Source organism: Synechococcus sp. R60.1 (assembly GCF_047461835.1).
GTDB lineage: Bacteria > Cyanobacteriota > Cyanobacteriia > Thermostichales > Thermostichaceae > Thermostichus.
The window spans coordinates 4,369-5,763 of record NZ_JANSIA010000124.1; the positions used below are offsets into that span (position 1 = coordinate 4,369).

1 CRISPR repeat array is annotated in these 1,395 nt (G+C 53.5%).

The features are described 5' to 3' along the window. Positions 1-40 precede the first annotated feature (40 nt). Positions 41-1,356: direct repeats of the CRISPR family, unit length 37 nt; unit sequence GTTGATCCCTACCTTTTCCCCGCAAGGGGACGGAAAC. Positions 1,357-1,395: the final 39 nt, after the last annotated feature.

Sequence of the window (1,395 nt, forward strand, 5' to 3'; positions counted from 1 at the left end):
CGTTATTAAACATGGTCTCCTCCTGTAGGCAGTGAGTGACGTTGATCCCTACCTTTTCCCCGCAAGGGGACGGAAACGTTATTAAACATGGTCTCCTCCTGTAGGCAGTGAGTGACGTTGATCCCTACCTTTTCCCCGCAAGGGGACGGAAACTCCTCCTTGGCGTTAGAGGGCCAGAACTGAGCGTTCGTTGATCCCTACCTTTTCCCCGCAAGGGGACGGAAACTTAATTACTCCTTCGATTTGCTCGATCCAACGCTTCAGGTGTTGATCCCTACCTTTTCCCCGCAAGGGGACGGAAACAACTCCGAGACATACCAGCCCCCGTATGCCCAGACACAGAAGTTGATCCCTACCTTTTCCCCGCAAGGGGACGGAAACCAGTACGAGCCCGGCATACGCTCCCTGGTCATCCTCTCGTTGATCCCTACCTTTTCCCCGCAAGGGGACGGAAACTCGATCGCCCACCCCATCATGCAGATCCGGCGATACAGAGTTGATCCCTACCTTTTCCCCGCAAGGGGACGGAAACGGGGTCCAATCATCGTGGAGAATAATCTCGAATTGCATAGTTGATCCCTACCTTTTCCCCGCAAGGGGACGGAAACCCGGTGGGCCAGAATTGAGCGTTAGCTGGGCTAACGTGTTGATCCCTACCTTTTCCCCGCAAGGGGACGGAAACAGCTCTTTCACCTTTTCGGCGTTAATCGGAACTACTTCGCGTTGATCCCTACCTTTTCCCCGCAAGGGGACGGAAACGGAAAGTGCCAGTCGTAGCGGTCCTCTATTAGCCAGTAAGTTGATCCCTACCTTTTCCCCGCAAGGGGACGGAAACTTACCGGAGCCACCAGCTCCGATCATGAACACAACAGTGTTGATCCCTACCTTTTCCCCGCAAGGGGACGGAAACGAGAAGATCTGCAGTGCCAACGCACGGGCCCTACGACGTTGTTGATCCCTACCTTTTCCCCGCAAGGGGACGGAAACAAATTCGATTTGGTACACGTCATACTCGGTGCTATAAGCGTTGATCCCTACCTTTTCCCCGCAAGGGGACGGAAACGGAATGTCAGGAACGTAGAAGGAGACGGCGACGTACCCGTTGATCCCTACCTTTTCCCCGCAAGGGGACGGAAACACTACTGGAATCATGCTCAACAGCGGTGGGTCAGAGTTGATCCCTACCTTTTCCCCGCAAGGGGACGGAAACATAGGTAGAGATGTTTGTTACCATGAATGTAACACTGGTTGATCCCTACCTTTTCCCCGCAAGGGGACGGAAACTCTCCCTTCATCAGGAATAAACAACACCCAGGAAAGTTGATCCCTACCTTTTCCCCGCAAGGGGACGGAAACTAGAGAGAAGCGAGTAATGAGCAAAGAGAAGTGAGGTTG